The 23,047-nt window shown below is 63.8% G+C and carries 19 protein-coding genes; 3 read left to right on the top strand and 16 right to left on the bottom strand.

Annotated features, from left to right (window positions below; all coding sequences use genetic code 11):
* Positions 1–136: 136 nt before the first annotated feature.
* Positions 137–547, bottom strand: coding sequence for a helix-turn-helix domain-containing protein (locus tag NGR_RS11600; RefSeq protein ID WP_012706636.1), 411 nt, complete (start codon positions 545–547; stop codon positions 137–139).
* 146 nt (positions 548–693) lie between these two features.
* Positions 694–2,289 carry an apolipoprotein N-acyltransferase gene (gene lnt / locus NGR_RS11595; protein WP_012706635.1) on the bottom strand — a complete coding sequence of 532 codons (1,596 nt, stop codon included), beginning with the start codon at positions 2,287–2,289 and terminating at the stop codon, positions 694–696.
* Here lnt and NGR_RS11590 point away from each other — a divergent pair.
* Together NGR_RS11590 and NGR_RS11585 are read left to right on the top strand one after the other, a co-directional pair.
* Positions 2,264–2,524 carry a hypothetical protein gene (locus NGR_RS11590; RefSeq protein WP_164924143.1) on the top strand — a complete coding sequence of 87 codons (261 nt, stop codon included), beginning with the start codon at positions 2,264–2,266 and terminating at the stop codon, positions 2,522–2,524. The two genes, lnt and NGR_RS11590, sit on opposite strands and share 26 nt — an antisense overlap.
* A 159-nt stretch (positions 2,525–2,683) precedes the next feature.
* Positions 2,684–3,259, top strand: a complete 576-nt coding sequence (locus NGR_RS11585; protein WP_012706634.1) for an NYN domain-containing protein — start codon at positions 2,684–2,686, stop codon at positions 3,257–3,259.
* Positions 3,260–3,262: 3 nt separating this feature from the next.
* Here NGR_RS11585 and NGR_RS11580 read toward each other — a convergent pair whose 3' ends face one another.
* The 14 genes from NGR_RS11580 to mutS all read right to left on the bottom strand — a co-directional run bounded on the left by NGR_RS11580 (position 3,263) and on the right by mutS (position 20,503).
* Complete coding sequence (locus NGR_RS11580) at positions 3,263–4,423, bottom strand: hemolysin family protein (RefSeq protein WP_012706633.1); 1,161 nt, start codon at positions 4,421–4,423, stop codon at positions 3,263–3,265.
* Positions 4,420–4,941 carry an rRNA maturation RNase YbeY gene (ybeY, locus tag NGR_RS11575; RefSeq protein ID WP_012706632.1) on the bottom strand — a complete coding sequence of 174 codons (522 nt, stop codon included), beginning with the start codon at positions 4,939–4,941 and terminating at the stop codon, positions 4,420–4,422. The genes NGR_RS11580 and ybeY overlap by 4 nt, the downstream gene beginning before the upstream one ends.
* Before the next feature lie 17 nt (positions 4,942–4,958).
* Positions 4,959–6,014 (bottom strand): PhoH family protein, encoded by a 1,056-nt coding sequence (locus NGR_RS11570; protein ID WP_012706631.1) that lies wholly within the window; start codon positions 6,012–6,014, stop codon positions 4,959–4,961.
* Between the two features lie 115 nt (positions 6,015–6,129).
* Entirely contained in the window at positions 6,130–7,530 is a 1,401-nt protein-coding gene (gene miaB / locus NGR_RS11565; protein ID WP_012706630.1) for a tRNA (N6-isopentenyl adenosine(37)-C2)-methylthiotransferase MiaB, read from the bottom strand.
* A gap of 78 nt (positions 7,531–7,608) precedes the next feature.
* On the bottom strand, positions 7,609–8,424 hold the full coding sequence (locus tag NGR_RS11560; RefSeq protein ID WP_012706629.1) for a lysophospholipid acyltransferase family protein: 816 nt from the start codon (positions 8,422–8,424) through the stop codon (positions 7,609–7,611).
* An 89-nt stretch (positions 8,425–8,513) separates the two neighbouring features.
* Entirely contained in the window at positions 8,514–9,011 is a 498-nt protein-coding gene (locus tag NGR_RS11555) for a GNAT family N-acetyltransferase (protein ID WP_012706628.1), read from the bottom strand.
* Positions 9,012–9,343: 332 nt separating this feature from the next.
* The gene (gene tsaB / locus NGR_RS11550) at positions 9,344–10,006 is read right to left on the bottom strand and encodes a tRNA (adenosine(37)-N6)-threonylcarbamoyltransferase complex dimerization subunit type 1 TsaB (RefSeq protein ID WP_012706627.1); all 663 of its coding nucleotides are present in this window, start codon (positions 10,004–10,006) and stop codon (positions 9,344–9,346) included.
* Positions 10,007–10,232: 226 nt separating this feature from the next.
* Positions 10,233–10,799 (bottom strand): NifU family protein, encoded by a 567-nt coding sequence (locus NGR_RS11545; protein ID WP_012706626.1) that lies wholly within the window; start codon positions 10,797–10,799, stop codon positions 10,233–10,235.
* Between the two features lie 107 nt (positions 10,800–10,906).
* Entirely contained in the window at positions 10,907–11,398 is a 492-nt protein-coding gene (locus tag NGR_RS11540) for a universal stress protein (RefSeq protein ID WP_164924142.1), read from the bottom strand.
* A gap of 52 nt (positions 11,399–11,450) precedes the next feature.
* A complete protein-coding gene (gene trpS, locus NGR_RS11535) occupies positions 11,451–12,515 on the bottom strand; it encodes a tryptophan--tRNA ligase (RefSeq protein WP_012706624.1) in 1,065 nt (354 codons plus the stop codon).
* Positions 12,516–12,589: 74 nt separating this feature from the next.
* Positions 12,590–12,982: a VOC family protein gene (locus NGR_RS11530; protein ID WP_012706623.1), complete on the bottom strand. Its 393-nt coding sequence runs from the start codon at positions 12,980–12,982 to the stop codon at positions 12,590–12,592.
* A complete protein-coding gene (murJ, locus tag NGR_RS11525; RefSeq protein ID WP_012706622.1) occupies positions 12,979–14,586 on the bottom strand; it encodes a murein biosynthesis integral membrane protein MurJ in 1,608 nt (535 codons plus the stop codon). Before murJ ends, NGR_RS11530 begins: the two co-directional genes overlap by 4 nt.
* The gene (locus NGR_RS11520) at positions 14,583–17,432 is read right to left on the bottom strand and encodes a [protein-PII] uridylyltransferase (RefSeq protein WP_164924141.1); all 2,850 of its coding nucleotides are present in this window, start codon (positions 17,430–17,432) and stop codon (positions 14,583–14,585) included. Before NGR_RS11520 ends, murJ begins: the two co-directional genes overlap by 4 nt.
* Positions 17,433–17,755: 323 nt before the next feature.
* Positions 17,756–20,503 (bottom strand): DNA mismatch repair protein MutS, encoded by a 2,748-nt coding sequence (mutS, locus tag NGR_RS11515; RefSeq protein ID WP_164924140.1) that lies wholly within the window; start codon positions 20,501–20,503, stop codon positions 17,756–17,758.
* Positions 20,504–20,605: 102 nt separating this feature from the next.
* Here mutS and NGR_RS11510 point away from each other — a divergent pair, with 102 nt between their 5' ends.
* On the top strand, positions 20,606–22,891 hold the full coding sequence (locus tag NGR_RS11510; protein ID WP_012706619.1) for an NADP-dependent malic enzyme: 2,286 nt from the start codon (positions 20,606–20,608) through the stop codon (positions 22,889–22,891).
* Positions 22,892–23,047: the final 156 nt, after the last annotated feature.

The following is a 23,047-nucleotide window of genomic DNA, read 5'->3' as shown; positions in this document are numbered from 1 at the left end:
TTATATCCGTATCGCCGCAACCGATGGAACGGCATTGCGCGAAACCGTGCCAACAAACGAAAACTGTTTCAGGAGAGGCTGGGCGCAAACGAAAAAAGCGGCCCTGGGCCGCTTTTTCGAAGGGTCGGAAACTCCGCTATTCGCTCTCGGCCTCCGCCGCCAGCGCCTTCACAAGGTCCACCAGCTTGCGCCGGACCTTCGGGTCGGAAATCTTCACGAATGCCCGGTTGAGCTGCAGGCCTTCGGAAGAGGACAGGAAGTCCACCACATAGTTGGAGCTCGGTGCTTCCGCCATGCCCGAACCGGCCTCGCCCGGAGCATCCTCGAAAAAGAACGAGACGGGCACGTTGAGGATGGAGGAAATGTTCTGCAGCCGGCTCGCGCCAACCCGGTTCGTCCCCTTTTCGTATTTCTGGATCTGCTGGAATGTGATCCCCAGACTCTCGCCGAGCTTCTCCTGGCTCATGCCAAGCATCGTCCGGCGAAGGCGAATCCTGCTACCGACATGAATGTCGATCGGGTTCGGCTTCTTCTTGTTTTCAACCATAGTCGCGTTCCTGAACACGCTGTTTCGATAAGCCACAACCAGTCATTGCCATAGCAAATGACGAACAGCCTGCCAGCGAAAGCAGGGCTCCAGTGGCAGGCATGGGTTGATGACAAAAACCACTATGCAATTTTAGGGGTTTTAGGTCAATTCGTCCGAAAATTTAAACCTCTACGCGATATTGCTGCAACCAACAATAGAAAAACCCCCGTGAACCAGAAGATCCTGCCACGCAGCATGCTGTCGGTCATGGTGGGCATTTTGCCCGGCAGAATTGCGTCCGTCACTCCCTTGTAATTGTATCCCAATCCTACCACTAAAACACCACGTGCATCAACAATTGCTGATATACCCGTGTTGGCGGCGCGGATCATCGGCAAGCCGGTCTCGATGGTGCGCAGTTGCGCCTGGTGAAAATGCTGGCGCGGCCCTGGGGTGTCGCCGAACCAGGCGTCATTGGTGACGTTCAGGAGCGCATCGGACAGGCGCGCGCTGCCGTCGACCTCGTCGGCGAAAATCGCCTCGTAGCAGATCAGCGGATAGAAGGTCCTGCCGCCCGGGAGCGTTAGGACCGAACGGTTCGACGCCGCCGAGAAGCCGCCGGGCATATTCGCTGCGATCGAACTCAAGCCCCAGGAATTGAGGACGTCCTCGAAGGGAAGATATTCGCCGAACGGAACGAGATGGACCTTGTCCGACGCGCCGACGATCTGGCCGCGATCGTCGATGACGTAAATCGAATTGTAGTAGCGCGGCGGCAGGCCGGTCCCGGCATCCTCGGCGCGCACGGCGCCGGCCACGAGAATCTGCCCGTCCTGCAGAACATCGGCGATCCGCGCCAGGGCATCGGGATTGTCCGTGAGGATGAACGGGATCGAGGTTTCCGGCCAGACGACGATGTCCGGTCGCTTGCCGCCCGCCTGCGGCGGTGCGGCAGTGAGGGCCAGATGCTCCTCGAAGATCACGGCACGCTCACGATCATCCATCTTCTTTGCCTGGTCGATCACGGGCTGGACGAGGCGAACGGTGCGTTCCGGCGTCAGCGGCTGCGGCGGCGGCAGGGACAGCCGATAATAGCCGTAGCCGATATGCGCGGCGAAGAGCGCGGCGGCGACGGCAAGGCCGACCCGGGCGCCCTTGCCCGTGCCGATCAGGGCCGGAGCGGCGAAGACGAAGACCGCCAGCATGTTGATCGTCGCCACATTCAGGACGCTCGCCGACTGCATCATCAGCGGCATCGGCATGGCCGCATAGCCGATCGCATTCCAGGGAAAGCCGGTGAAGAGAAAGCTGCGCAGCCATTCGGCGACACCGAAGCCGACGGCAAGAGCAGCGATGCGACCGACGCCGTCGGACCAGAGGCAGCGGGCAACGAGCACCGCCAGCGCATAGAACAAGGCGAGGACGGCCGGAAGGCCGACCACGGCCAGCGGCATGGCCCAGGCGAAGAGATCCGCTTCGACCAGGAAGGCGTTGCCGAGCCACCAGAGGCCGCCGAGAAAATAGCCGAAGCCGAAACTCCAGCCGATGGAGGCGGCCGGCAGGAGCCGCCGAACGACGCCTTCGTCCGGATGGGTCGCGACCCCGTCGATCAGCCAGACGAGCATCGGGAAGGAAATGAAGGCCGCAGCGAAGATTCCGAAGGGCGGCTGGGCGAACATCGCCAGAAGACCGGCGAGGAAGCCGACGAATGCGCGAGACGCTCCGGAGAGCAAAATGATCTTGCCTGCCAGTCTTTCCATGCAGCCTCCACGTCGCGCCGGCTGGGCGGGCCTGGCGCGTAAGATCTATCGAATCATTGCCGGCAGTTTTTCAAAAAACAGCCTGCTTGTCCCCTGGCAGCAGCGGCTCGTTTCTTTCAAAACGGGCAAGCTGCAATCCGCGGCTTGCCCTGTCGCGATATCAGGATCGATTGCCCTTCGATCATGGCAACATGAAGGGAGCGCAATCATCAGGATGACCTCTCCGCGCGGTTGAGATATGATCGAGGTGGATTAACCACAGTTGCCGAAATCTCGATGACGGCGACTGCAGGTTGTTCCCATGCCGGTAGGATGCCGTTAGTTTGCAGTACATCCAGACGACGCGTTTAGTGCAGGCGATCCAAAACAGAATCTTGGAAAAAAAGGGGTCACCATGTTCGATTCCCGCGAAAAGATCGCGCTTTTCATCGACGGCGCCAATCTCTACGCGACATCGAAGAGCCTGGGCTTCGACATCGATTACCGGAAGCTGTTGAGCGCCTTTCAGAAACGCGCCTATCTGGTGCGAGCCTATTATTACACTGCCCTTATCGAAGACCTCGAATTTTCCTCGATCCGGCCGCTGATCGACTGGCTGGACTACAATGGCTACACGGTCGTGACCAAACCGGCCAAGGAGTTCACGGACGCCTTGGGCCGGCGCAAGATCAAGGGCAGCATGGATGTCGAGCTGGCGATCGATGCGCTGGAGCAGCGCCAGGTCGTCGACCACTACGTCCTCTTCTCCGGCGACGGCAATTTCACCACGCTCGTGGCAGCGCTGCAGCGCAACGGCCGGAAGGTCACCGTCGTCTCGACGCTTTCGACCCAACCGCCGATGATCGCCGACGAGCTGCGCCGCCAGGCCGACCATTTCATCGACCTCATCGCGCTGCGCAGCGAGATCGATCGTCATCCACAGGCGGCACCGCAGACGGTCAAGCCGGCCGACGAAAGCGTCAATTCCTGAGAATCACTCCGCCGTGGTCGGAGGAGAAGCGTTTGCCTGAGCGCCCCCATTCGCCGGCAGCGCATCGGGCAGGGTCTCCTTTTCGGGCTTGACCACCCGCCGGCGGGCCGGCGGCCGCTTGCGCATGATGCGGACGCGCTTCACGCGACGCGGATCGGCGTCGAGGATCTGGAATTCGAACCCGGGAATCGCCTGCACCACCTCGCCGCGAACCGGAATGCGGCCGAGCGATGCGAAGACCAGGCCGCCGAGCGTGTCGACGTCTTCGAGCTGCTCACGCACATCGAAATCCGGACCGATCGCCTCGGCGATCTCCTCGAGCTCGACGCGCGCGTCCGCCACGAATACATCGTCCGACGTGCGGGCGAACATCACCTCGTCGTCGTCATGCTCGTCCTCGATGTCGCCGACCACCATCTCGACGATGTCCTCGAGCGAGACAAGGCCGTCCGTGCCGCCATACTCGTCGATGACCAGCGCCATCTGGATGCGGGCGGCCTGCATGCGCTGCATGAGGTCGGAGGCCAGCATCGAAGGGGGAACGAAGAGGACCTGGCGAATGATACTCACCTCTTCGACCGTCTTGTTCAGATCGACGCGCGACAGATCGAAACCCGGTCTCGGCTGGCGCGGTGACTTCTCCGCCCTGTCGGCGCCCACGGCGTGCGGCGCCTTGCCGTTGCGGCGGCGGTTGCGGGCCTGCCGGGTCACATAGGCAAGCAGGTCGCGGATATGGACCATCCCGCGCGGGTCGTCGAGACCCTCGCTGTAGACCGGCATGCGGGAGCGTCCGGATTCCTCGAAGAGAACCATGAGTTCTCCAAGCGTGATGCTTTGATCCACCGCTTCGATATCGGCACGCGGCACCATCACATCCTCGACGCGGATTTCCCGGAAGCGGAGGATGTTGTTGAGCATCGCCCGCTCCTCGGGCGAAAACGCGGTGTTGCTGTCGGCATCCGTCATCAGCGCGTCGGCGAGATCCTCGCGCAGACTCGACGCACCCGCACCGCGCCACAGGCGGGCCGCACGGCTCCAGAAGGATGAGATGGGTTTGCTGCCCTCTGGTCGGGCGGTGGTACTACTACTGCCCGCGTCGGCGTCGCCGGAGGCATCGGCCTCCTCGCTGGCAACCGTTGCCGGCTGTGTCTTGAAGTCGCTCATTGTTCCAAACTGTCAATCCGGGGCTGGTCCCCGTAGGGATCAGATAGGCCAAGACGCGCCAAAATGCGAGTCTCCAACCCCTCCATTCTTTCCGCTTCGTCGTCTTCGATATGATCATAGCCGAAAAGATGGAGGAATCCATGGACGAGAAGATGCGTCAAATGCTCCTCGAAAGGCTTCTCCATTTCAGCCGCTTCGCGCTCAAGTGTCTCATAGGCGACGATGATGTCGCCGAGCATCGGCCCCGGCATGTTGCCGGGCGTTACCGGGAAGGCGGGAAAGGACAGGACATTGGTGGGCTTGTCCTGGTTGCGCCATTCGGCGTTGATCTCCCGGATCGACTGATCGTCGGTAAACACCAGAGACAGCTCCGGCGGGTCATCCGGAAACGGCTGCTTCTCCTCCGCAATGAGGAAAGCCACGGTGACGTCGAGAATACGCGTGGAAAGGCCCTGCAGCTCGTCCTCGGACGGCCAGTCCCCCTCCTCGACGCTGATCTGAATGTCCAAAGCCGTCATGACCGCTGGCGATCGCCTCAGCGATCGCTCTGTTCGCTTTCATCGTGGACGGCCGTGTGGCTTTCATAGGCCCTGACGATCCGCGCCACCATGGGATGACGCACCACATCGGCATCCTTGAAGCGGATGACCGACACGCCCTCCACGCCTTTGAGGATTTGCAGCGCTTCGACGAGGCCGGATTTAACGCCGCGCGGCAGGTCGACCTGGCTCGGGTCGCCGGTGACGATCATCCTGCCGTTTTCGCCGAGGCGGGTCAGGAACATCTTCATCTGCATCGAGGTGGTGTTCTGCGCCTCGTCGAGAATGACGGCAGCATTGGCGAGCGTCCGGCCGCGCATGAAGGCCAGCGGCGCGATCTCGATGACGCCGGCCGAAATCGCCCGCTCCACCTTGTCGCCCGGCATCATGTCGTAGAGCGCATCGTAGAGCGGCCTCAGATAGGGATCGACCTTCTCCTTCATGTCGCCGGGCAGGAAGCCGAGCCGCTCGCCTGCCTCGACCGCCGGCCGCGACAGGATGATCCGGTCGACCGCGCCGCGCTCCAGAAGCTGGGCGGCGTGGGCGACGGCGAGATAGGTCTTGCCGGTGCCGGCCGGGCCGACGCCGAAGACGAGCTCGGACCGCTCCATGGCGCGGATATAGGCATCCTGCATCGGGGTGCGCGCAGCGATTGTCTTCTTGCGCGTCGAAATCTGCGCCATCGTCAACTTGGCTTTGCGCTCCATGGTCGGCAACTGCAGCTGGTCGTCGGCGGCGACCGCCATGCGGATCGCCCCTTCGACGTCGGACGTATCGATCGAGGCCCCACTTTGCAGTCTTCCATAGAGATAGTCGAGCGCACGCCGTGCCTGGTTGGTCGCCACGACATCGCCGGAGATGGCCACGGAATTGCCGCGCGGCCTGGCGTCGACACGCAGTCGCTCCTCGAGCAGTTTCAAATTCTGGTCGAACTGGCCGAAGAGTTCGCTGGCGAACCGGTTGTTCTCGAACGTGAGCACGAAGTGATTGGCGTCTGTCGCGGTCGTCTTCGAATGGCGCGATGAGGATGAAATCATTTCGTGTCCGTTCAAGCGGTTCAGGCTCCTCGCTCTCGATCTACAGCGCCGCGCGTAAAATGACGCGCAGAGAACGTTCTAACTTCTTAACTGCGCAAAAGCTCCCGAGAACGCGTCTCGTGCCTTCGCCTTATTCGATCATCTCGGCAAACAGGCTGTTCGAGCCGGCCTTGGTGATTCGTACCTTGATAATGTCACCGATTTGCGATCGTTTTGCATCAACATTCACGGGCTGCAGCCAAGGCGAGCGGCCGACCAGCTGGCCGGGCATGCGGCCGGGCTTCTCCAGCAGCAGATCGATTTCCCTCCCGACGCAGGCGGCGGCAAAGTCTCGCTGCTGGTTGACAAGCAAACTCTGCAATCTTTCCAGTCGCTTGGCTTTCACGTCTTCGGGAACCTGATCCTTTAGATCGGCGCCCGGCGTACCGGGACGGGTCGAATATTTGAAGGAGAATGCCTGTGCATAACCGACCACCTCGACGAGGCGCATCGTCTCCTCGAAATCCGCCTCGGTCTCGCCGGGGAAGCCGACGATGAAATCGCCGGAAAGTGCCAGATCAGGCTGGACGGCACGGATCCTTTCGACAAGGGCGAGATATTCGGCCGCCGTATGGCGCCGGTTCATCGCCTTCAGGATGCGATCGGAGCCGGACTGGACCGGCAGATGCAGATAGGGCATCAGCTTGGCCATCGACCGGTGCGCCTCGATCAGGCTCTCGTCCATGTCGCGCGGGTGGCTGGTGGTGTAGCGCAGGCGCGCGAGGCCGTCGATCTCGCCGAGACGGCGCAACAGATCTCCAAGGCCCCAATCGCGGCCGTTGGGCCCCGCCCCGTGCCAGGCATTGACGTTCTGGCCGAGCAGCGTGATCTCGCGCACGCCGCCGTCGACCAGCTTTTCCGCCTCGGCGAGGATCTGCGCCACCGGCCGCGAGACCTCGGCGCCGCGGGTGTAGGGCACCACGCAGAAGGTGCAGAACTTGTCGCACCCCTCCTGCACGGTGAGGAAGGCTGTTACCCCGCGCGAACGGGTCTTCGCCTTGTCCGGTGCCGGCAGATGCTCGAACTTGTCCTCGATGGCGTAATCCGTCTCGACGACCCGCTCGCCGCTCCTTGCACGCTTCAAGGCTTCCGGCAGCCGATGGTAGGTTTGCGGGCCGATGACGAGATCGACGGCCGGAGCGCGCCGCAGGATTTCATTGCCTTCGGCCTGGGCGACGCAGCCGGCGACGCCGATCACCATTTCGCGGCCCTCGCTCGCCTTCGCCTTCTTCAGCTCGCGCAGGCGGCCGAGCTCGGAATAGACCTTTTCGGCGGCCTTTTCGCGGATATGACAGGTGTTGAGCAGGACGAAGTCGGCATCTTCCAGCACGTCCGTCGCAACGTAGCCGTCCCGCGACAGAGCGTCGGACATGCGATCGGAATCGTAGACATTCATCTGGCAGCCATAGGTCTTGACGAAGACCTTGCGGGCCGGAACGTGTTCGTCGCCCGCCCGGGGCGATTTCGGCAGAAGAGCGGTTTCCTGGGTCATGCGGGTTCTTTAGTGCAAAGCGGCCCAAAGTTGAAGTATTTTCGGGCGGCACCGAGGGTCGCAGGCGGCTTGCGAGGGTCAGGCAGCGCTCTTCTGACGCGCCGCAGCCCGTCCTCTCAGCCGGTCCGACAACATGCTGCGAATCCGCTGCTCGACAAGGCGGCTGACTTCCTTGCGGTTGGAGCGGTGGTGGTAATCCACCGCCTCACCGAAATCGACCTCCACATCGAGCGCGCCCTCGCGAAGAACCCCCACCAGATGCGGCAGCAGCCCAATGTCGCCCGGCCAGGCCGCGATCGGCCGATGGTAGCGGCCCATCGGCATGCCGTGGATGCCCGTATAGGAAATTGCCACCGGCTGGACGTGCACGACACCGGTCGGCGACTGCGGCACCGCCGAGGCGGCTGCGCCGAACAGCGACGTCTTGATCTCGAGCAGGCGGTTGCCATCCGAGGTCGTGCCCTCGGGAAACAGCACGACGATCTCGCTGTCGGCGAGCCGCCGGCCGATCTCGCTCACCTGGTCTCCAGTCTTGCGCTTCTCCTGGCGCTCGATGAAGACGGAGGCCTGCAGCCGGGCAAGGAGACCGAAGACCGGCCAATCCTTGACCTCCGACTTGGCGACGAACACGACATCGGCGACCGACGACAGGACCATTATGTCCTTCCAGGAGACGTGATTGGCGCTGATGAGCAGCGGCCGCCGCCGATCCAATTGGCCATGGACCCGCACCCGAAGGCCGAGCAGGCGGCAGGCGATGCGGTGCCAGAATCGCGGCAGCACGCGCCGTGGCTTCAGATCCAGCCACAGGCAAAAAAGTTGGATGGGCATCAACAGCAGGGAGATGATCGCGAGCAAGATGGCGTAGAGCGCGACCCGTATCCAGTTGATCATCCGGAAAGACTTTCTGATCCGACCAGCAATTCAAAGTGCTACAGCGGCCTTTGCGCGCCAGACAAGGCGCGCGGCGCTGTCGGATCGGACTAGCGAAGATCGAGCCGCATGACAAGCGCAGCGGTGCGCGCCCCGGCCGTGCCCTTGTAATAGGCCTTGCGTTCGCCGACCCTTGCGAAGCCAAGCTTGCCATAGAGACCGATCGCCGCCAGGTTCGTCTCGTCGACTTCGAGGAACAGCGTCTCGGCGCCCTTGACGATCGCCTCGCGCATCGCGGCCTGCATCAGCCGCCAGCCAAGCCCGGAGCGGGCGAAGCGCGAATCGACACCGATCGTCAGGATCTCGGCCTCGCCCGCGGCGGCACGCGACAGCACGAAGCCTCCGAGTGCCGGACGAAAGGCGCCGTTCGTCTGGCGGGCGGCGAAGCCGAAGACCGCGTCCTGCAACAGGAGCGCGTGAATCTCGCCGTCGCTCCACGGTGTCGCGAAACGCTGGCTGTGCAGAGCAGCCGCCGCCAGGAGATCGATCTCCTCCAGCGGAAAGATGTCGAATTCAGTGCGGCGTGTGAAATAGTCCGTGAAGCTCATTTCTTTCCTATGCATCCGGCTCGACGCGTGCCGCGCTCCGCTCCAGGGCGCCGGCCCGCTGTTTCGATTGACCGCACGGGTCTATCCTGCTGTCGCCCTACCGCATGTCTCCTTCAATCGACCTCGCTTTAGAGCATTTTGCAGTCAGGTGGAATCACCTGACGTCGCACAAATGCGGCAAAAACAAAGGTTTAGAGCGGCGGCGCGAACGTATGTGAGCGCATCCCGCTCTAAGGACAAAGACATGCAGCAATTCAAAGTGCGACACCGTTGCGCGTCTGATTCTCAAAGACTAGAGCGGGATGCGGGCGGAAAACCGCGCACACTCTTCCTCATCCTGCCCTAGCCACCGCGAAGCCTGATTGAGGCTTCGCATCGGGGCCTCGCAGATAAAGCGGTTTGGGCTTGGCCGAGGCTGGATCGGCCGCAGCACCCAGCCGAGCGACGACGGCGATGTCGATCTCGTCCGGCCTGCCGACCGGCTCGGTTGAGGCGACAAGAGATGCGCCGGAGCCGCAGATGATGCCGTCGAAGCCGGAAAACCGGTCGCGAGCCTCGGCAACCGGCAGAATTTCCGGTTCGCCTTCCGCCTCGCCGCGCGCGGTAAAGGACTGGACATAGATCTCGTCGCGTTTCGCGTCGATGGCCGCAAGCACCGGTCGCCCCGGCTGCTTCTGCCTGGCGCTCTCGGCAACGACCCGAAGCGTGGTGATGCCGAGGGCCGGCTTGCCGAGGGCAAGCGCCAGGCCGCGCACCGCCGCGACGCCGACACGAATGCCGGTGAAGGATCCCGGCCCTACGGTGACGGCGATCCGGTCGATTTCCGCAAGCTGCCTGTCGGAGGCGATGAGCGCCTCATCGACGAAGTCCATCAAACGCTCGGCATGACCGCGACCTATATCGGCACCGGCGCGCGCCAGCACCTCGCCCGCCGCACCGTCATAGACCGCAGCCGCACAGCCGCTACCCGATGTATCGATGGCAAGAACCAACATTGTGAGACGTCATGACCTCCCTGCGCTGCCTCGCCGGCGGCACGCCGCGAAGACGCTTCTCCCTTACTGCCAGGCGCGGCTCTCGGAATCCGGCAGTTTCGCCTGCGGTCGGTATCCGAGATCGTGCTGGGCGGCGGTCAGCCTGAAATCGCTGTAGACCTTGTAAGGCAGGAAGAGCGGCCCGCAAGCGGGACCGCTCCACCATGCACACTCGGCCGGTTTCAAATCAGACCGATTCGACCGATTCGACCTCAGGCACGAAATGGCGCAGCAGATTCTGCACGCCGTGCCGAAGCGTTGCGGTCGAAGACGGGCAGCCGGAGCACGCCCCCTTCATGTTCAGGAACACGGTGCCGTCCTTGAAACCCCGGAAGGTGATGTCGCCGCCATCCTGGGCGACGGCCGGCCGCACCCGCGTGTCAAGCAGCTCCTTGATCGTCGCGACAATCGCCTCGTCGCCCTCGTCATAGAATTCGCCTTCCTGATCCGTTTCTTCGGCTCGGCTGGCTCCCGACATGATCGGCTGGCCTGACATGAAATGTTCCATGATCGAGCCAAGGACAGCGGGCTTCAGGTGCTGCCATTCCTGCCCTTCCTTGCTGACCGTGATGAAGTCGTAGCCGAAATAGACGCCGCTGACGCCGGGGATAGAAAAGAGCCGGGCCGCGAGCGGCGAGCCGGTGCGCGCCTCTTCTTCGCTTCGGAATTCGGCGGTACCGTTCTCCATGACCACCTTACCCGGCAGGAACTTCAAAGTGGCCGGATTCGGCGTGGCTTCGGTCTGGATGAACATGATTCTCTCCGTTGCGCCGGGAGCGCCTCTCAACCGGCTCTTTAGAATAATTCAAAAATATATAAGGGCGTCGCTTCGACGCTGCAAGGGCGCTTTCTGCCGCACCGTCAGCTCAGCGCGTCGATCTCCTCGTCGGTCAGAAGATCGGGAATGACGGTGACGGGAATGGGAAAAGCCGCCGCCTTTCCCGCGATCGACGACACCAGCGGGCCGGGGCCTTCTTTCGCCGAACCCGCCGCGAGCACGAGGATGGCGATGTCCCGGTCCTCCTCGATCAACGCGTAAATCTGATCCGTGGCGATGCCTTCACGGATGACGATTTCCGGTTCGATGCCGATCCGCTCGCGCACCGTCTGTGCGACCTTGGCGAGCGTCGCCTCGGCCTCCTCGCGGGCCTCCGCCCGCATGATCTCCTCCACCCCCAGCCATTGCTGGAAGTCGCCGTCGGCGATCACGTAGAGAAGTACGAGACCGCCGTTGGAGTTCTTCGCGCGCATGCCCGCATAGTGCACGGCACGGCCGCATTCCGGCGTGTCGTCGATCACCGCCATAAACTTGCGGCGGTGACCTTCCAGTCTTGAGAGTCGGGTGGAAACCATGCGGCGAACATTACATCGCCGCACGCGTCCCGCAAGATGTCATTTCGGCGGATTACTGCAAAAAGCCGATGATCTCGCGAACCTCGCGCATGGTCTTTTCCGCTCTCGCCCGCGCCCGTTCTCCGCCGCTCCTGAGGATCGCGTCGATATGCGCCGTGTCGTCCATCAGGCGGCGCATTTCGCCGGTGATCGGCGACAGTACGTCGACGGCGAGATCGATGAGGGCCGGCTTGAAGACCGAAAACTGCTGGCCGCCGAATTCGGCAAGTACCTCTTGCTTGGTCCGGTCGGAAAGGGCGGCATAGATGCCGACGAGATTTTCCGCCTCGGGACGGCCCTGCAACCCTTCGACTTCGCTCGGCAGCGCATCGGGGTCGGTCTTCGCCTTGCGGATCTTCTTCGCGATCGTCTCCGCGTCGTCCATAAGATTGATGCGCGACAGGTCGGACGGATCGGATTTCGACATCTTCTTGGTGCCGTCGCGCAACGACATGACGCGCGGCGCCGGCCCGCCGATCAACGGCTCGACCGGCGGGAAATAGGCATGGATCGGCTCTTCGCCGACGACGATGTCGACGCCACAGCCGCGCGCCCGGATGTGCTCCATGAAGTCGATGTTGAACTTCTGGGCGATGTCGCGGGTGAGCTCGAGGTGCTGCTTCTGGTCGTCGCCGACCGGAACATGGGTGGCGCGGTAGACGAGGATGTCGGCGGCCATCAGGCTCGGATAGGCGAGCAGGCCGAGCGAGGCGTTTTCCCGGTCCTTGCCAGCCTTGTCCTTAAACTGGGTCATCCGGTTCATCCAGCCGATGCGGGCGACGCAATTGAAGATCCAGGCGAGCTCCGCATGCTGCGGCACCGCCGACTGGTTGAAGACGATATGCTTCTCCGGGTCGATGCCGGAGGCGACGAAGGCGGCGGCGATCGAGCGGATCTGGCCGGGCAGGTCCTCGTGCACGAGCTGCGCGGTGATCGAGTGCAGGTCGACGACGCAATAGATGCAGTCGTTGTTTTCCTGCAGGGCAACAAACTTGCGGATCGCGCCGAGATAGTTGCCGAGATGCAGATTGCCAGTCGGTTGAACGCCGGAAAATACGAGCGGCTTGAATTCGTTCATGTCGTCCTCATCGGGCTTGTGGAGGGCCCACCCATTGATATCCGCCGCGCTTATGCACGCCGGGCCAAATGCAATCAAGAGGCTGGCTGCAGCAGGTCCCAGCGATTGCCGAACGGATCGGTGAAGACCGCCACAGTCCCGTAGGCCTCATGGCGCGGCGGCTCGAGAAATTCGACGCCGGCGGCAAGCATCGCCGCGTGGTCGCGGGCGAAATCGTCGGTGAAGAGAAAGAAGCCGACGCGGCCGCCGGCCTGGTTGCCGATCGCGGCGTTCTGCCGTTCGCCCTCGGCCTTGGCGATGAGCAGCGCGGTTTCGGTCGCGCCCGTCGGCCGCACCAGCACCCAACGCTTGCCGGCACCGAGATCGGTGTCCTCGATCAGCTCGAAGCCCAACCGGCCGCAATAGAAGGCAAGACCCTCGTCATAGTCCGGCACGAGAATGGCGATGCGGGCGATGGTCTGCTTCACGGCGAATCCGGCCCTTCGCCCGTTGTCGGAGCAGCCGCCGGCGCGGCCCTGCGTTTCAAACTGCGCCGGATCATTCCCAGGCTGGCGCCGCCGAGCCCGAAGGCCGAGGCGAAATAGATCGCCATGGCGGCCGCCACCAGGCCGCAGACGGTTGCCGCACGGACGGCGAGCGGCGCCGCCGAGGAAAGCGGGAAAGCCAACCACTCGATGGCGTAATGGAGCGCCGCGGCCATGATCGCAGCGGCGATCACGAGACGGGGAACGCGCGTCAGCAGCGGGATGTCGCGGCCCCAATGCCCGCGCCAGAGGAGGGTCGTGAAGAGGAGCAGTGCATTGACCCAGCCCGCAACGATCTCGGCGGTGGCGATGCCGCTTGCGCCGAGCGGCGGAAACAGCGTCACCGCCAGCGACACGTTCACCACGACGGAGATCGCCGCGAAGATCATCGGCGTGCGGGTATCCTCGCGCGCGAAAAAGCCCGGAATGAAGGCCTTGATCAGCACGAAGGCCGGCAGGCCGAGGCCGTAGATCGCCAGGATATGCCCGACGACGACGGTCGCTTCCGGCGAGAACTTGCCGCGCTCGAAAAGCAGCCGGACGATCGGTTCCGACATGACGAGCAGCGCGGCGGCGGCCGGCAAGGTGAGGAACAGGGTGAATTCGACGGAGCGGTTCTGCAAGTTCGCCGCCTCGTTGAGATTGCCTCCCCGAAGGGCGCGCGACAATTCCGGCAACAGGACGGTCGCAACCGCGATGCCGACGACGCCGAGGGGAAGCTGGTAGATACGGTCCGCATAGACGAGCGAGGAGACCGCCCCTTCCTGCGCCGAGGCGATGTTGGTGTTGATCAGCAGGTTGATCTGGGTGATGCCGCCGGTGATCGCCGCCGGCAGCGCCAGGACGAGCAGGCGCCGGACATTGGCGGTCAACCGCGGACGGCGGAAACCGATCTTGATCCCGGCGTTGCGGACGGCGATCCAGACGATGGCGAGTTGCACGAGGCCGGCGGCCATGACGCCCCAGGAGAGCCCATAGCCGACGGCAACCGGGTCCTGGCCGCTATACCAGGCATAGGCCAGCACACCGATCAGGATGACGTTCAGGAACACCGGCGCGATCGCCGCAGCGAAATAGCGATGCAGCGAATTGAGCATGCCCGCCATCATCGCCGCCAGCGACATGCAGGCGAGATAGGGGAACATGATCGTCGCGAAGGTGACGGTGCTTGCGAATTTCGCCGGATCGTCGGCGAAACCGGGGGCGATCAGTTCGCGCACGATGAACGGCATCGCCAGTTCCATCGCGATCGTCAGAAACAAAAGAACCGTGAACAGGACGCCGAAGACTTCTTCGGAAAAGCGGCGGGCGCCCTCCATGCCGCGTGCCTCGATCTCCTTGGCAAAGAGCGGCACGAAGGCAGCGTTGAACGCCCCCTCGGCGAAAAGCCGGCGGAAGGTATTGGGCAGCCGAAAGGCCGTGTTAAAGGCGTCGGCGACCGGTCCGGTGCCGAGCGCGGCCGCCATGAAGGTCTCGCGCACAAAGCCGAAGACGCGGCTTCCGAGCGTCGCGCCCCCGACCGTCGCAAATTTCTTGACCAGGCTCATGTTTCGACTTTTGTCGTTCTGGCAGCGTGCGACGACCGCGGCGAATGGGCCGGCGCGATGATGCCGGAGGGCATGCGCTCGCGCGCCTCGTCGACCTCGCCCGCCAGCACCGCCTTCAGGCGCGCGGCGATATTGCCCTGCCGGTTCTCGTTGGTGATCTTCGCGCCGACGAGATCGGTGACGTAGAAGGTGTCGATCACCTTCTCGCCGAAGGTGGTGATATGGGCCGAGGCGATGTCGAGCGACAGGTCCGAGAGCACCGCGGTGATCTCGGAAAGCAGACCCGTCCGGTCGAGGCCCTCGACCTCGATGACGGTGAACTTGTTCGACAGCGTGTTGCTGATCGTCACCTCGGGCGTCACGGTGAAGGCCTTGCTGCGCTTCTTCGCCCGGGTGCGGCTGGCGATCACCTCCGGCAGGCGCTTGCGGCCGGAGAGCACGTCCTCGATCAGCTTGCCGATGCTCGCCGCCCGCCGCATCTCGTCCTCGTCGACCGAGAACTCGCGGTTGACGAGGATCGTATCCAGCGCCCGGCCGTCCGAGGTCGTATGGATCTGCGCATCGACGATGTTGGCGCCCGCCGCCGCGCAGGCGCCGGCGATGACCGTCAGCAGGCGCGGATGGTCCGGCGAAAGCACGGTGATCTCGGTGATGGCGTGGAAATGATGGGTGCGCACCATTGTCGCCAGGGTCTTACCGGCGCGGTCCGCCTCGCGGATGAATTCGGCGTGGCGCACCTGGTCCTCGAGCGCCACGGTGAGGAGATAGGGCTGGTAGTGCAGCCGGACATAGGCGTCCCGCTCCTTCTTCGACCAGTCCTTCAGCGCGTCGCTCAGCATATGGGCGGCGTGCTTCGCCCGCTCCTTGCGCGACAGTTCCGAGAAGCCGCCGGAGAGAAGCAGTTCCGTCTCGTAGTAGAGCGTGCGCAGCAACTGGCCCTTCCAGCCGTTCCAGACGCCCGGCCCGACGGCCCGGATGTCGCAGACGGTCAGGATGAGCAGCATCTTCAGGCGATCGAGCGATTGCACCCGTTCGGCGAAATCGAGGATGGTCTTGCGATCGTTGAGGTCACGGGTCTGTGCAACCATCGACATGGTCAAATGCTCCTCGACCAGCCAGACGACGGTTTCCGTCTGCTTCGGCGACAGGCCGAGGCGCGGGCAGAGCTTGCGGGCCACCTTGGCGCCGGCGACCGAATGGTCCTCGGGGCGGCCCTTGGCGATGTCGTGCAGCAGCACCGCGACATAGAGCGCCGAGCGGTCCTCGATGCCGGGCATCAGCATCGCCGTCAGCGGATGTGCCTCCTCCTCAAGGCCGCGATCGATCCGGGACAGAACGTCGACCGTGCGCAGCAGGTGCTCGTCCACCGTGTAGTGGTGGTACATGTTGAACTGCATCATCGAGACGATCTTGCCGAAATCCGGAATGAAGCGGCCGAGCACGCCCGCCTCGTTCATCCGCCGCAGGATCAGTTCCGGATTGCGCCGGGAGGTCAGGATCGACAGGAAGAGCCGGTTGGCCTCGTCGTTCTCGCGCAGATGCGGCGTGATCAGGCCGAGCGACCGCGTCACCTGCTTCAGCGCGTTCGGATGGAATTCCAGGCCGTGGATATCGGCGATGTGGAACAGCCGCAGCAGGTTGATCGGCTCGCGCTTGAAGACGTCCGGGCTGGCGAGCGCGATGCGCCCGCCATCGTCGACGAAGTCGAGCGTGCCGGCGATCTTGCGGGTGCGGTGCTTGAAGCGGCTGAAGACGCCGGAAATCCCGGGCGTGTCCTTGGCCTGCTGGTCTTCGAGCGCCGCGCAGAAGATGCGGGTGAGATCGCCGACATCCTTGGCGACGAGGAAATAATGCTTCATGAAGCGTTCGACCGCCGAGAGACCCGGATGGTCGTGATAGCCGAGCGCTTCGGCAATCTCGCGCTGGATGTCGAAGGACAGCCGCTCCTCCGCCTTTCCGGTCAGGAAATGCATGTGGCAGCGCACTGCCCAGAGGAAATCGTCCGACTTCTGGAAGAGCTTGTATTCCTGCCGCGACAGGACGGCGAGCTTGACGAGGTCGGCCGGATCCTTGACCCGGTAGAAATACTTGGCGATCCAGAACAGCGTGTGCAGATCGCGCAAGCCCCCCTTGCCTTCCTTGACGTTCGGCTCGACGAGGTAGCGGGTGTCGCCGGCCTTGCGGTGGCGCCCGTCCCGTTCGGCGAGCTTGGCAGCGATGAATTCGGGGCCGGTGTTGCGGACGATCTCGTGATCGAAACGCTGTTCCAGTTCGCCCGCCAATGCCTCGGAGCCGCAAATATAGCGGCATTCGAGGATTGCCGTGCGTATCGTCATGTCGGCGCGCGACAGGCGGATGCATTCGTCGATGGTCCTGGTCGCATGGCCGACCTTGAAGCCGAGATCCCACAGGACATAGAGCATGAACTCGATGGCGGGTTCGGCCCAGACCGCCCTCTTGGACGGCAGCAGGAAGAGCAGGTCGATGTCCGAGCCCGGCGCCAGCGTGCCGCGGCCGTAGCCGCCGACCGCGGTCACCGCGAGCCGGGCCGCCGGCGGCGCATGGGCCGCGTCGAAGACCTCGTTCAGCATGAAATCGTGCAGCACCGTGATGAGCTGGTCCTGCAGCCAGGAAATGCGCTCGGCGCATTTGATGCCAGCGCCGTCGGCGGCAAGCAGTTGGCGTGCCTTGGCGCGGCCGGCGTTGTTCGCCTCCTTGAAGGCGGCGAGAAGGGCGCGGCGCATCGGTTCGCGCTGCTCGGCATGGGCCGCGGCGATGAAGCCGCATTTCGCCCGCAGCGCGGCGACGTCGAGAATTTCGGGGAAGGAAGTTTCGTGTCTGGCCATAAAGTGCCGGGAGGCGTCCTGTCCGACTGATCGTATGGTTCGCTGCATGTGCAGGCGTTCCTGCATGTCATTCGGATCGGCTTCTGTCTACTACATGTTTCGTTGAATCGTAGCCGATTCAGGGATGAAACATGCAGCATTCGAAGTGCCACAGCGACCTTTGCGCGTCGGGTCGGCGCGCGGCGCTGCAGAGCCGGATTCATGCAGCATTTCAAGCACTACCGCGTGGCCTCATGAAAAGGCACGCGGCGCTGTATAGCCTTTTTGCCCGTCGATGGACAGGGAAAATCGGTGCAATGCAAAACGACCGCGCGCGGCCGAAGTCAGCGGCCGGCAAGGTCCTTTTTCAAAGCATAGAGCGCCTCGAGCGCCTCGCGCGGCGTCATGTCGTCGGGATTGATCGCCCTCAGCGCCTCTTCGGCCCTGGAAGGGCCGGATGCCCTTGCCACTTCCTCGCGCCGGACGGCCACCTGGAAAAGCGGCAAGTCGTCGATCAACTGGCTCGCCGGGTTCTTGCGATCGGCATCCTCGAGGTTGGCTAGGACGTCCCTTGCCCGGGCGACGACCGAGGCAGGGAGACCCGCAAGGCGGGCGACCTGGATGCCGTAGGAACGGTCGGCCGCACCGGGGCCGACCTCGTGCAGGAAGATCACGTCGCCGTCCCACTCCTTGACCCGCATGGTGGCGTTCGACAGGCGCCCGAGCTTTTCGGAGAGAACCGTCAATTCGTGGAAATGCGTCGCGAAGAGACCGCGGCAGCGATTGACTTCATGCAGGTGCTCGACCGCCGCCCAGGCGATCGACAGGCCGTCGAAGGTCGCCGTGCCGCGGCCGATCTCGTCGAGGATGACGAGCGAGTGGTCGGTTGCCTGGTTGAGGATCGCCGCCGTCTCGACCATCTCGACCATGAAGGTCGAGCGGCCGCGGGCGAGATCGTCCGAGGCACCGACGCGCGAAAAGAGCCGGTCGACGATGCCGATATGGGCGGCGTTCGCAGGCACGAAGGAACCCATCTGCGCCATGATGGCGATCAGCGCGTTCTGCCGCAGGAAGGTCGACTTGCCGCCCATGTTCGGGCCGGTGAGCAGCCAGATGGCACCGGCCTCCGGACCGTCCGGCGGCGACAGGTCGCAACCATTGGCAACGAAAGGATTGCCCGCCTGGCGCCGCAGCGCTTGTTCGACGACCGGATGGCGCCCGCCATCGATCAAGAACATCCGCGAGCGATCGACGGCGGGCCGCGCATAGTTCTGCTCTTCGGCAAGCACGGCAAGCCCCGCCGAGACGTCGAGCATCGCGAGCGCCAGCGACGCCGCCTTGATCGCCTCGGCATCGGCGACGACCTCGCGCGCCATTGCCTCGAAAGCCTCGAGCTCGATTGCCAGCGCCCGGTCGGCGGCATTGGCGATCTTCGTTTCGAGCTCGGCAAGTTCCGTCGTGGTGAAGCGCATGGCGCTCGCCATGGTTTGGCGATGGATGAAACGGGCGCGACCGGCGTCCGTATCGGTCATCGCCCCGGCATTGCCGGCGGTGACTTCGATGAAATAGCCGAGCACATTGTTGTGCTTGATCTTCAGCGACTTGATGCCGGTCTCTTCGCAATATTGCAGTTGCAGGCCGGCGATGACCCGGCGCGACTGGTCGCGCAGCGCCCGCATCTCGTCGAGCTCGCCGCTCGCCGCTTCGCGCAGGAAGCCGCCATCGCGCTTCAGAAGCGGCAGGTCCTCGGCGAGCATCGAATCGAGACGCGCCAGCAAGGCTGCCGGCAGCGCGGCGATCGCGGCATGCGCCTCGGTCAGCTCCTCCGAAAGCCGGGCGCCCGAAAGCAGCGTCGCGGTCGCCGCCGCAGCGCGGAGACCCGCCTGGATGGCGCCGAGGTCGCGCGGCCCGCCGCGGCCGAGCGCGAGCCTGGACAGGGCACGCGGCATGTCCGGGGCGCGGCGCAAGGTGTCGCGGACATCGATCGCGAAGCTTGGCTGGTCGAGCAGCACCTCGATCGAATCGAGCCGCTGATTGATCCGATCCGGGTCGGTCAGAGGCGACATCAGCCGCTCGGCGAGCAGACGCGCGCCGCCGCTGGTGACGGTCCGGTCGAGGGCTCTCAGCAAGGTTCCTTCACGGGCGCCGGAGAGCGTCTTGACGAGTTCGAGATTGGCGCGGGTTGCCGGGTCGATGAAGAGGGTCGAGGCGGCGCTTTCCCTCTCGGGGATACCGAGCGCCGGACGCTCCTGGATCTGGGTCTTCTCGACATAGGAGATCGCCGCGGAAGCGGCCGCGAGTTCGGCGCGGGAGAAGGTGCCGAAACCGTCGAGGGTCTTGACCCCGTAATAGCGGGCGATGCGGCCTTCCGCGGTGGCGCTGTCGAACAGGACTGCGGGCTGCGGCACGGCCACCCGGCCGAGCACGTCGAAGACCGGGCGCAGCTCCGGATCGTGGAAGACGGTGTCCGGGAGGATCAGCTCGCGCGGCTCGACGCGCAGGATGTCGGCGAGCAGACGGCTCTCGGCCGTCTCGGCGAGGCGGAAGATACCGGTCGAAATATCGATCCAGGCGAGCGCATAGGCGGGCTCCGAGCCGCTGCGGATGCGGGCCAGCGCCATCAGATAGTTCGATTCCGAGGGCGACAGCAGCTTGTCCTCGGTGATGGTCCCCGGCGTCACCAGCCGCACCACATCGCGGCGCACGACGGATTTGCTGCCGCGCTTCTTGGCTTCGGCGGGATCTTCCACCTGCTCGCAGACCGCGACCCGGAAGCCAAGCGCGATCAGCTTCTGCAGATAGTCGTCGGCGGCATGCACCGGCACGCCGCACATCGGGATATCCTGGCCCAGATGCTGGCCGCGTTTCGTCAGCGTGATGCCGAGCGCGCGGGAGGCCTCCACCGCATCCTGGAAGAACAGCTCGTAGAAATCGCCCATCCGGTAGAACAGAAGCGAATCCGGATTGTTCGCCTTGATCTCGATGAACTGCTCCATCATCGGCGTGGCAGTGGAGCGGCTCTCCTCGCTGGCCAGATCGGACACGGAAAGGACGTCGCCCGTGCGGCTCGATGCGTCAGACACGAAATTCATGATTGTTCCAAAAAAAGAGATGTCACAATATCCGCAAGCATTTATAGACGACAACAGGAAAGCGGCAGACCGGAACGGTCGCCCACAGGAGGTTGAGGAAACATGCCGGCTACCGACAAGACCGACCGCACGATGACGAGCGTCACCGCCCAGGAGGCGCTCGACTTCCATTCCCAGGGTCGTCCCGGAAAGCTGGAGATTTCACCGACGAAGCCGATGGCGACGCAGCGCGACCTGTCGCTCGCCTATTCGCCGGGCGTCGCCGTGCCCGTCAAGGCAATCGCCGAGGATCCGGCGACGGCCTACGACTATACGGCGCGCGGCAACATGGTGGCGGTGATTTCGAACGGCACGGCGATCCTCGGCCTCGGCAATTTGGGCGCGCTTGCCTCGAAGCCGGTGATGGAGGGCAAGTCCGTGCTCTTCAAGCGCTTTGCCGATGTCGATTCGATCGATCTCGAAGTCGACACCGAGAATGTCGACGAATTCATCAACTGCGTGCGCTTCCTCGGCCCGTCCTTCGGCGGCATCAATCTCGAGGATATCAAGGCGCCGGACTGTTTCATCATCGAGCAGCGGCTGCGCGAGGTCATGGACATTCCGGTGTTCCATGACGACCAGCACGGCACCGCGATCATCGCCGCCGCCGGCCTCATCAATGCGCTGGCCCTGACCGGCCGCGACTTCAAGACGACGAAGCTCGTCTGCAACGGCGCGGGTGCCGCGGCCATCGCCTGCATCGAGCTCATCAAGGCGATGGGCTTCAACCCGGAAAACATCATCCTCTGCGACACCAAGGGGGTGATCTTCCAGGGCCGCACCGAGGGCATGAACCAGTGGAAGTCGGCGCACGCCGTCAAGACCGACCGCCGGACGCTGGCCGAGGCGGTCGAGGGTTCCGACGTGTTCTTCGGCCTTTCGGCCAAGGGCGCCCTCTCGCCCGAGATGGTGCGTTCGATGGCGGCAAGGCCGATCATCTTCGCCATGGCCAATCCGGATCCGGAAATCACCCCCGAAGAGGTGGCCCAGATCCGCGACGATGCGATCGTCGCGACCGGGCGCTCCGACTATCCGAACCAGGTCAACAATGTTCTCGGCTTTCCCTACATCTTCCGCGGCGCGCTCGATGTGCGCGCCTCGACGATCAACGACGCGATGAAGATTGCCGCGGCGGAAGCGCTGGCGAGCCTCGCCAAGGAGGACGTGCCGGACGACGTCGCCGCCGCCTATCAGGGCAACCGGCCGCGCTTCGGGCCGCAATACATCATTCCTGTACCCTTCGATCCGCGCCTGATCTCGGCGATCCCGATGGCCGTCGCCAAGGCCGCCATGGAGACCGGGGTGGCGCAAAAGCCGATCGCGGATCTCAATGCCTATGGGCAGCAGCTTTCCGCCCGGCGCGACCCGATCGCCTCGACGCTGCAGCGGATTTTCGAGCGCGTCCGCCGTCAGCCGAAGCGCATCGTCTTCGCCGAGGGCGAGGAAGTGCAGATGATGCGCTCGGCCATTGCCTATGCGAACCAGCAGCTCGGCACGGCGATCCTGCTGGGGCGCGAGGAGCAGATGCGCGAAACCGCCGAACGGGAGGGCATCGACCTCGATCGGCCCGGCATCCAGATCGTCAATGCGCGTCTGTCGAAACGCGTCAGCGCCTATACCGACTTCCTCTATGCCCGGCTGCAGCGCAAGGGTTATCTCTTCCGCGACGTGCAGCGGCTGATCAACAACGACCGCAACCACTTCGCCGCCTCCATGGTCGCGCTCGGCGATGCCGACGGCATGGTTACCGGTCTGACGCGCAACTACTCAACCGCGCTCGAGGACGTCCGCCGCTGTATCGACGCAAAGCCCGGCCACCGGGTGATCGGCGTATCGATCGCGCTCTGCCGCGGCCGTACCGTGCTCGTCGCCGACACCGCGGTTCACGACATGCCCTCTGCCGAGGAGCTGGCCGATATCGCCGAGGAGGCCGCCGGGCTCGCCAAGCGGCTCGGCTACATGCCCCGCGTCGCCATGCTTGCCTACTCGACATTCGGCCATCCGTCGGGCGAGCGCTCCGAGCGGGTCCGCGAGGCGGTGAAGATTCTCGACCGGCGCCGTGTCGATTTCGAATATGACGGCGAAATGGCCGCCGACGTGGCGCTCAATCATCGGGTGCTCGAGCAATATCCGTTCTGCCGGCTTTCCGGCACCGCCAACGTGTTGGTGATGCCTGCCTTCCACTCGGCCTCGATCTCCACCAAGATGCTCCAGGAACTGGGCGGCTCGACCGTCATCGGCCCGCTGCTCGTCGGCTTCGACAAGTCGGTGCAGATCACCTCGATGTCGGCCAAGGATTCCGACATCGTCAACCTGGCGGCAATCGCCGCCTACAATGCCGGGACGTGAACTGCATCGCGTCCCGTTTCGGGACAAATCCGCCGGTCGTGAACAAACGCATCCGCGAATCTGCGCAATAACGATACAAAGTCTATAAATAAAACAAGAGCCCACTTCTTTGGGACCGGAAGTGGGCTCAATATTTGTGGCCGATCTACACCTTAC

Origin of the sequence: Sinorhizobium fredii NGR234 (assembly GCF_000018545.1) — a bacterium.
In the GTDB taxonomy this organism is placed as follows: Bacteria; Pseudomonadota; Alphaproteobacteria; order Rhizobiales; family Rhizobiaceae; genus Sinorhizobium; species Sinorhizobium fredii_A.
This window is presented reverse-complemented; position numbering and strand designations above follow the sequence as displayed.

Coding starts and splice junctions, on each gene's coding strand:
- NGR_RS11600 (WP_012706636.1), bottom strand. CDS start 547: ATGGTTGAAAACAAGAAGAAGCCGAACCCGATCGACATTCATGTCGGT.
- NGR_RS11590 (WP_164924143.1), top strand. CDS start 2,264: ATGATCTTGCCTGCCAGTCTTTCCATGCAGCCTCCACGTCGCGCCGGC.
- lnt (WP_012706635.1), bottom strand. CDS start 2,289: ATGGAAAGACTGGCAGGCAAGATCATTTTGCTCTCCGGAGCGTCTCGC.
- NGR_RS11585 (WP_012706634.1), top strand. CDS start 2,684: ATGTTCGATTCCCGCGAAAAGATCGCGCTTTTCATCGACGGCGCCAAT.
- NGR_RS11580 (WP_012706633.1), bottom strand. CDS start 4,423: ATGAGCGACTTCAAGACACAGCCGGCAACGGTTGCCAGCGAGGAGGCC.
- ybeY (WP_012706632.1), bottom strand. CDS start 4,941: ATGACGGCTTTGGACATTCAGATCAGCGTCGAGGAGGGGGACTGGCCG.
- miaB (WP_012706630.1), bottom strand. CDS start 7,530: ATGACCCAGGAAACCGCTCTTCTGCCGAAATCGCCCCGGGCGGGCGAC.
- NGR_RS11560 (WP_012706629.1), bottom strand. CDS start 8,424: ATGATCAACTGGATACGGGTCGCGCTCTACGCCATCTTGCTCGCGATC.
- NGR_RS11555 (WP_012706628.1), bottom strand. CDS start 9,011: ATGAGCTTCACGGACTATTTCACACGCCGCACTGAATTCGACATCTTT.
- tsaB (WP_012706627.1), bottom strand. CDS start 10,006: ATGTTGGTTCTTGCCATCGATACATCGGGTAGCGGCTGTGCGGCTGCG.
- NGR_RS11545 (WP_012706626.1), bottom strand. CDS start 10,799: ATGTTCATCCAGACCGAAGCCACGCCGAATCCGGCCACTTTGAAGTTC.
- NGR_RS11540 (WP_164924142.1), bottom strand. CDS start 11,398: ATGGTTTCCACCCGACTCTCAAGACTGGAAGGTCACCGCCGCAAGTTT.
- trpS (WP_012706624.1), bottom strand. CDS start 12,515: ATGAACGAATTCAAGCCGCTCGTATTTTCCGGCGTTCAACCGACTGGC.
- murJ (WP_012706622.1), bottom strand. CDS start 14,586: ATGAGCCTGGTCAAGAAATTTGCGACGGTCGGGGGCGCGACGCTCGGA.
- NGR_RS11520 (WP_164924141.1), bottom strand. CDS start 17,432: ATGGCCAGACACGAAACTTCCTTCCCCGAAATTCTCGACGTCGCCGCG.
- mutS (WP_164924140.1), bottom strand. CDS start 20,503: ATGAATTTCGTGTCTGACGCATCGAGCCGCACGGGCGACGTCCTTTCC.
- NGR_RS11510 (WP_012706619.1), top strand. CDS start 20,606: ATGCCGGCTACCGACAAGACCGACCGCACGATGACGAGCGTCACCGCC.